We start from the raw sequence: 6,091 nt of genomic DNA on the forward strand, positions 1-6,091 counted from the left end.
CTCCCGGCGCCGTTCGCGCGCGGAGTCCCCGCGCCCTCGCTCAGTGGCCACGCACGGCCTCCCCGGAGTGGAAGTCCGTCTCCCGCCAGTCGTCCGGCAGCAGGTGGTCCAGTACGTCGTCGACCGTGACGGCGCCCAGCAGCGAGCCGCTCTCGTCCACGACGGGCGCCGCGACCATGTTGTAGGCGGCCAGGTAGCTCGTCACGGCGGGCAGCGAGGCGTCCGGCCGCAGCGGCGGCAGGTCGGTGTCCACGATCGAGCTGACCAGGGTGAACGGAGGGTCCCGCAGCAGCCGCTGGAAGTGCACCGTCCCCAGGTACTTGCCCGTCGGCGTCTCGTCCGGCGGACGGCACACGTACACCTGCGCCGCCAGCGCGGGCGACAGGTCCGACTTGCGTACGCGGGCCAGCGCGTCGGCGACCGTGGCGTCCGGGCGCAGCACGATCGGCTCGGTCGTCATCAGGCCGCCCGCGGTGTTCTCCTCGTACGACAGCAGGCGCCGCACGTCGGCCGCGTCGTCGGGCTGCATCAGGGTCAGCAACCGCTCCTTCTCCTCCTCCGGCAGCTCGGAGAGCAGGTCGGCGGCGTCGTCCGGGTCCATCGCCTCCAGGACGTCGGCGGCGCGCTCCTCCTTCAGCTTGCCGAGGATCTCCACCTGGTCGTCCTCGGGGAGCTCCTCCAGGACGTCGGCGAGGCGGTCGTCGTCGAGGGCGTTGGCCACCTCGGCGCGCCGCTTCGGCGTCAGGTGGTGCAGGACGTTCGCCAGGTCGGCGGGGCGCATCTGCTCGAAGGTGGCGACCAGGTTCTCGGCACCCTGCCCGTGCTCCTCCAGCGAGAAGCCGGTCACCGCCGACCACTCGACGGTGAGGGCCTCGCCGCGGCGGCGCAGCGCGCCCCCCTTGCCCTTGCGCACGAAGATCCGGTCGATCTCCCAGTCGCGGCGGGCCGGGAGCTGCTGGATGGCCACGTCCAGGACGGTGGCCTCCTCGCCGGTGGCCACGAGGGTCACCCGGCGGTCCAGCAGCTCGCCGAGGACCAGCCGCTCGGTCGGGCGCTGTTCGAAGCGCCGCATGTTGATCACGCCGGTGGTGATGACCTGTCCGGACTCCACGCCCGTCACCCGGGTCATGGGCAGGAAGATCCGGCGACGGCTGACGACCTCGACCACCAGACCCAGCAGCCGGGGCGGCCGGCCGCCGACGCGCAGCATCGCGACGAGGTCGCGGACGCGGCCCACCTGGTCGCCGTTGGGATCGAAGACGGGCACACCCGACAGATGCGAGACGAAGATCCGCGGGGCGCCTGCAGCCATCCGAGCGCCTCCTAGAGCGTCCATCACCGGTCCTGCCGTGCCTCAGGCTAGCCCGTGCCGCGGGAAGGCGTCCTGGTGGGGCCGTCCGCCCGGGGGTCCCGCGGGGGTGCCCCCGGCGGCGGGTACGCTGCCTGCTGCCCGCAGACCCCGACGAGAGGCACCTGCCCGTGACCCCCTACACCCCCGCCGCACGGCTGCGCCGGGCCGCCTTCGCCGGTGCCCTGTGCGTGGGTCTCGCCGTCACCGCGACGGGCTGCGGCGGCAAGGCGGAGGACCCCGACAAGGGTACGAACGGGATCGGCAAGCTCGGCGCGGACAAGATCGAGGGCCAGTCGAAGGCGGCCGCCACCGCCGCGAGCTCGGTGCACCTCTCCGGGAGCCTGGTCACCGGGGGCAAAACCTTCACTCTCGACATGCGGCTGAAGGGCGACGGCGGCTCCGGCGAGGTGAAGTCCCAGAACGACACCTTCCAGCTGCTGCGGGTCGGCGAGCAGCTCTACCTGAAGGCCGGTGCGGCCTTCTGGGGCAAGTCGGACTCGGCGGGCAAGCTCGGCGACAAGTACGTCAAGGTGCCCGAGAACGACCCCTCGTACAAGCAGTTCCGCGGTTTCACCGACATGCACGTACTGCTGGACGGGCTGCTCGGCCTGCAGGGCAAGCTCACCAAGGGCGCCTACACCACGGTCGGGCAGACCCGCGCGGTGCCGATCTCGGCGGACGCGGGCAAGAGCGGCAAGCTGACGGTGTCCCTGGAGGGGACCCCGTACCCGCTGCTGATGGAACGCGCGGGCGGCGCGGGCCGGGTGGAGCTCTCCGAATGGGGCAAGCCCTTCCCGCTGGAGGCGCCCACGCAGGACCAGACCGTGGACTACGGCTCGCAGCTGCCGACGACCAAGGACGGCAAGGACACGGGAACCGGTACGGGTACCGGTACGGGCAAGGGCACCGGATCGGGGTCCGGCTCGGGGTCCGGCTCGGGAACCGGGAGCGGCACCGGCGGCCCGTCCCCGACGAAGAGCCAGGGCTCGGGCCAGGGTTCCGACCCGGGCTCCGGCTGAGCCCGCTCCCTCACCGGGACCGCGTCAGCGCTTGGCCTTCTTCCGCTTCAGCAGCAGCTTCGGCAGCCCCGCCGGGACGGGCCTGCGCGTGATCGCCGGGGAGGGCAGCGGAGCCGCGGCCTGCGACCCGTCGGGCAGCCCGTCGGCGACCGCCACGGGCTCCAGGCGCAGCAGCCGGCACTCGCGTGCCCAGCGCTCGGTCATCCGCTCCGAGTCGGGCGCGTTCAGCCGCTTGCCCTTCAGCTCGGAGACGGCGGCCTCCCACGGCGCGCTGCCGGGTACGAGCTCCCGTACGGCGGCCGTCCAGGCGACGAGCCGGCCGCCCTTGTCCTTGCTGCGCACCGTCACCTCGGCGGCGGCGCCGTCGGTGAGACCGGGGAAGGGCTGCTCGCCGGGGCCGTCACCGAGCACGTGCGCCGCGCCGTCCACCCAGGCGTGCCACAGGGCCCGGTCGGCGCCCGCGCCGCGGACCCAGATCAGGCCGGACTTCTTGGAGGCCTCCTCGACGAGGGCCAGGTCGAGTGCGCTGAGAGTCATGCGCAACAGGTTAGGGGGTCCGCCCTGGGCGTCTACAGCCAGCCGTTGCGGCGGAGTGTCCGGTGGATGGCGAAGCAGCTGCCGACGATCGCGACCATCACCATCGGGTAGCCGTAGCGCCAGTGCAGCTCCGGCATGTGCTCGAAGTTCATCCCGTACACCCCGCAGATCATCGTCGGCACGGCGATGATCGCCGCCCACGAGGTGATCTTGCGCATGTCCTCGTTCTGGGCGACGGAGGCCTGGGCCAGGTTCGCCTGGAGGATCGAGTTCAGCAGCTCGTCGAAGCCGATGACCTGCTCGTGGACGCGCGCGAGGTGGTCGGCCACGTCGCGGAAGTACTTCTGGATGTCCGGGTCCACCAGCCGCATGGGCCGCTCGCTCAGCAGCTCCATCGGCCGCAGCAGCGGGGAGACCGCCCGCTTGAACTCCAGCACCTCGCGCTTGAGCTGGTAGATCCGGCCCGCGTCGCCGCCCCGGCTGACGCCCTTGGCGGGGGCGGCGAAGACCGCGCTCTCCACCTCGTCGATGTCGTCCTGGACCGCCGCTGCCACCGCGATGTAGCCGTCGACCACGTGGTCGGCGATCGAGTGCAGCACGGCCGAGGGGCCCCGCGAGAGCAGCTCCGGGTCGTCCTGGAGGCGGTGGCGCAGGCCGCGCAGCGACCCCTGGCCGCCGTGCCGGACGGTGATGACGAAGTCGGGGCCGGTGAAGCACATCACCTCGCCGGTCTCCACCACCTCGCTGGTGGCCGTGAGTTCGGCGTGCTCGACGTAGTGGATCGTCTTGAAGACGGTGAAGAGCGTGTCGTCGTAGCGCTCCAGCTTCGGCCGCTGGTGCGCGTGCACCGCGTCCTCCACGGCCAGCGGGTGCAGGCCGAAGGTGGCGGCGATCCCCGCGAACTCCGCCTCGGTGGGCTCGTGCAGTCCGATCCAGGCGAAACCACCGCCCTCGCGGACCCGGCGCATCGCCTCACGCGGCGTCAGACAGCCGCGGCCCGGCTCCAGGGGGTCGCGCCGGCCGTCGCGGTACACGGCGCAGTCGACCACCGCACTGCTGGCGGAGGGGTCGCGGGTGGCGTCGTAGCCGGGCTGCACGGGAGTGGACCGGCGCAGGGCCGGACGGACGGCGGCACGGAGGTAGGGCAGCATCGACATGGCAGGCTCCTTCGCGCGCACGGCTGCGGACCGTACGGGTGGGAGGCCCTCCGGACACGGGCGGGCAGACCCGGGCGGACGGAGGGAAACAGGACGGAGGACAGAAGTTCTGCCGTCGCTCTTCTGCTGATCAGAAGATCAAAGGGGGCGGGACGCGCCCGGCACAGAAGCGGAAGAGCGATCGGTACTGCACGATCGACTTCGATCCATCGCAGCCCCACCTCCTCCGGCCGGTCCCCCGTGAGGGACGTCCTGTCGCCGGAGCACCGAAACATCGCTTCTGCGTGCGGCCCCGACCAGCTGTCAACACTATCAGCCGACGGGTGGTCAAACCCCGCCCTTTACCCGGGGGATAGGAGTTCTATGCTCGCTCCATGGCAGAAATTCTGGCCCTCGTCGAGGCCCGGCTGCGCAACGCGTTCGGCGAACCCGACGCCCGCGCCGCCGTCACCTTCCTGGGCACCGACCGCATCGAGGTACTCCGCTTCGCCGAGGGCGACCTCGTCCGGTACGCGACCCTCGGGATGTCCGCACACCCGATGACCGACCCGACCGCCGTGGTCGCCGACCCGGTGCGCGGCCCGCGCGCCGAGCTGGTGCTCACCGTACGGGCGGGCCTGGCCCCGACCGACAAACTCCTGCGCCCGCTCGCGGTCCTGGCCGCCTCCCCGATGGTGGAGGGGCTGATCGTGGCCCCCGGCGCCTCCCTGGACGTGGGCGAACCCCTGTGGGAGGGGGCCGCGTTCAGCTCGGTCCTCGTCGCCGAGCCGGGCGGACTCGTCGAGGACCTCGAACTGGACGAACCCATGGATCCCGTCCGCTTCCTCCCCCTCCTCCCGATGACGGCGAACGAGGCCGCCTGGAAGCGGGTGCACGGTGCGGCGGCCCTCCAGGAGCGCTGGCTCGCGCGCGGCACCGATCTGCGGGACCCTCTGCGTACGGCCGTCGCACTGGACTGACCGGCGCTCCCGCGGGTACGGATGACATCCGGACGGGTGATCGTGCCTTGACGGCGCGCCGGGCGGGGAGGAGCGTGCTTCTTATGAGGGGCGAACCGAGTTGCCCGAAGTGCGGTGGCCGGGTCCGAGCGCCCGGTCTTTTCGCCGACTCCTGGCAGTGCGCGGTGCACGGCGCAGTCCATCCGCTACAGCCTGTCATCCCACCGAGCGTCGAGGGCCTCGGCGTGGTGGTGAACCGCGCTCAGGTGCCCGTCTGGATGCCGTGGCCACTGCCCGTGGGGTGGCTGTTCACCGGGGTCGCGACCGCCGGTGACGACCGCAGCGGGGGCCGGGCCACCGCCGTGGCCTGCTCCGGGCCGGGGCCGCTGGGCGGCATCGGTGAGCTGCTGCTGATCGCGGAGGAACTGGGCGTGGGTCTGGGCTCCCGCTTCGCGGGCATCGACGCCCCCGACCCGGGCCCGTACATGAAGGTCTCCGCCCCGCCGCACGCCAAGGTCGTCGCCGCGGGGCGGCCGACGCCGCTGTGGCACGTCAGCGGGGCGCCGGACGACCGGGCGGTGTTCGCGGGCGAGGCGCGGGGGCTGTGGCTGTGGGCCATCGTCTGGCCGGAGCAGTCGGGACTCCTCATGTACGACGAACTCGTCCTCACCGACCTCCGCGACGCGGGCTCGGAGGTCGAACTCCTCCCGTGCGGGGCGCTGACGCCGCGCATCATTGCTCCTTCTTGACGCGCCGCTCCCCTTCTCGACGCGCCGCTCGCACCGCTCAGCGCTGGCGCGCTTCCCGGGCTTCGCGGCGCTGCGCCGGACTCCGTCCGTCGGCCTGCCGGGCGGGGCCGCTGCCCGTGGCCGGTGCCCGGCCGTCGGGTGCGGGTGGGTTGCCGCTGCGCGGGGCTGGTCCCCTACCCGCCCTTCCACCGTTCCCGTCTCAGGCGCCGGCGCGGCTCACTACACGGCGCTCCGCGCCCGCGCCTCAAACGCCGGCGGGGCTGGAGTTGCCCCGCCGGGCGGAAATCCAGCCCCGCCCCACGGCACCGGCACCCGCCTCGGCGACCCCATCGAGGCACAG

General features: G+C 72.8%; 6 protein-coding genes. 3 read left to right on the top strand and 3 right to left on the bottom strand.

Features of this window, described 5'->3' with window-relative positions; all coding sequences use genetic code 11:
* Positions 1–40: 40 nt before the first annotated feature.
* Entirely contained in the window at positions 41–1,312 is a 1,272-nt protein-coding gene (locus ABZW32_RS32400; RefSeq protein WP_356222910.1) for a CBS domain-containing protein, read from the bottom strand.
* 167 nt (positions 1,313–1,479) lie between these two features.
* Between ABZW32_RS32400 and ABZW32_RS32405 the strand changes: the two genes are divergently transcribed.
* The gene (locus ABZW32_RS32405) at positions 1,480–2,370 is read left to right on the top strand and encodes a hypothetical protein (protein WP_356222913.1); all 891 of its coding nucleotides are present in this window, start codon (positions 1,480–1,482) and stop codon (positions 2,368–2,370) included.
* 24 nt (positions 2,371–2,394) lie between these two features.
* On the opposite strand, the gene ABZW32_RS32410 is transcribed toward ABZW32_RS32405, so the two are convergent.
* Both ABZW32_RS32410 and ABZW32_RS32415 read right to left on the bottom strand, forming a co-directional pair.
* Positions 2,395–2,907, bottom strand: coding sequence for a hypothetical protein (locus ABZW32_RS32410; RefSeq protein ID WP_356222916.1), 513 nt, complete (start codon positions 2,905–2,907; stop codon positions 2,395–2,397).
* A gap of 32 nt (positions 2,908–2,939) precedes the next feature.
* Complete coding sequence (locus ABZW32_RS32415) at positions 2,940–4,064, bottom strand: magnesium and cobalt transport protein CorA (RefSeq protein ID WP_356222919.1); 1,125 nt, start codon at positions 4,062–4,064, stop codon at positions 2,940–2,942.
* A 374-nt stretch (positions 4,065–4,438) separates the two neighbouring features.
* Here ABZW32_RS32415 and ABZW32_RS32420 point away from each other — a divergent pair, with 374 nt between their 5' ends.
* Both ABZW32_RS32420 and ABZW32_RS32425 read left to right on the top strand, forming a co-directional pair.
* On the top strand, positions 4,439–5,023 hold the full coding sequence (locus ABZW32_RS32420) for a suppressor of fused domain protein (protein ID WP_266842093.1): 585 nt from the start codon (positions 4,439–4,441) through the stop codon (positions 5,021–5,023).
* Positions 5,024–5,106: 83 nt separating this feature from the next.
* On the top strand, positions 5,107–5,751 hold the full coding sequence (locus ABZW32_RS32425) for a DUF6758 family protein (RefSeq protein WP_356222922.1): 645 nt from the start codon (positions 5,107–5,109) through the stop codon (positions 5,749–5,751).
* Positions 5,752–6,091 lie beyond the last annotated feature (340 nt).

It is taken from the genome of Streptomyces sp. NPDC004667, from assembly GCF_040609475.1.
In the GTDB taxonomy this organism is placed as follows: Bacteria; Actinomycetota; Actinomycetes; order Streptomycetales; family Streptomycetaceae; genus Streptomyces.

Excerpts from the sequence above, each read along its gene's own strand:
- ABZW32_RS32400 (WP_356222910.1), bottom strand. The coding sequence starts at position 1,312 with ATGGCTGCAGGCGCCCCGCGGATCTTCGTCTCGCATCTGTCGGGTGTG.
- ABZW32_RS32410 (WP_356222916.1), bottom strand. The coding sequence starts at position 2,907 with ATGACTCTCAGCGCACTCGACCTGGCCCTCGTCGAGGAGGCCTCCAAG.
- ABZW32_RS32415 (WP_356222919.1), bottom strand. The coding sequence starts at position 4,064 with ATGTCGATGCTGCCCTACCTCCGTGCCGCCGTCCGTCCGGCCCTGCGC.
- ABZW32_RS32420 (WP_266842093.1), top strand. The coding sequence starts at position 4,439 with ATGGCAGAAATTCTGGCCCTCGTCGAGGCCCGGCTGCGCAACGCGTTC.
- ABZW32_RS32425 (WP_356222922.1), top strand. The coding sequence starts at position 5,107 with ATGAGGGGCGAACCGAGTTGCCCGAAGTGCGGTGGCCGGGTCCGAGCG.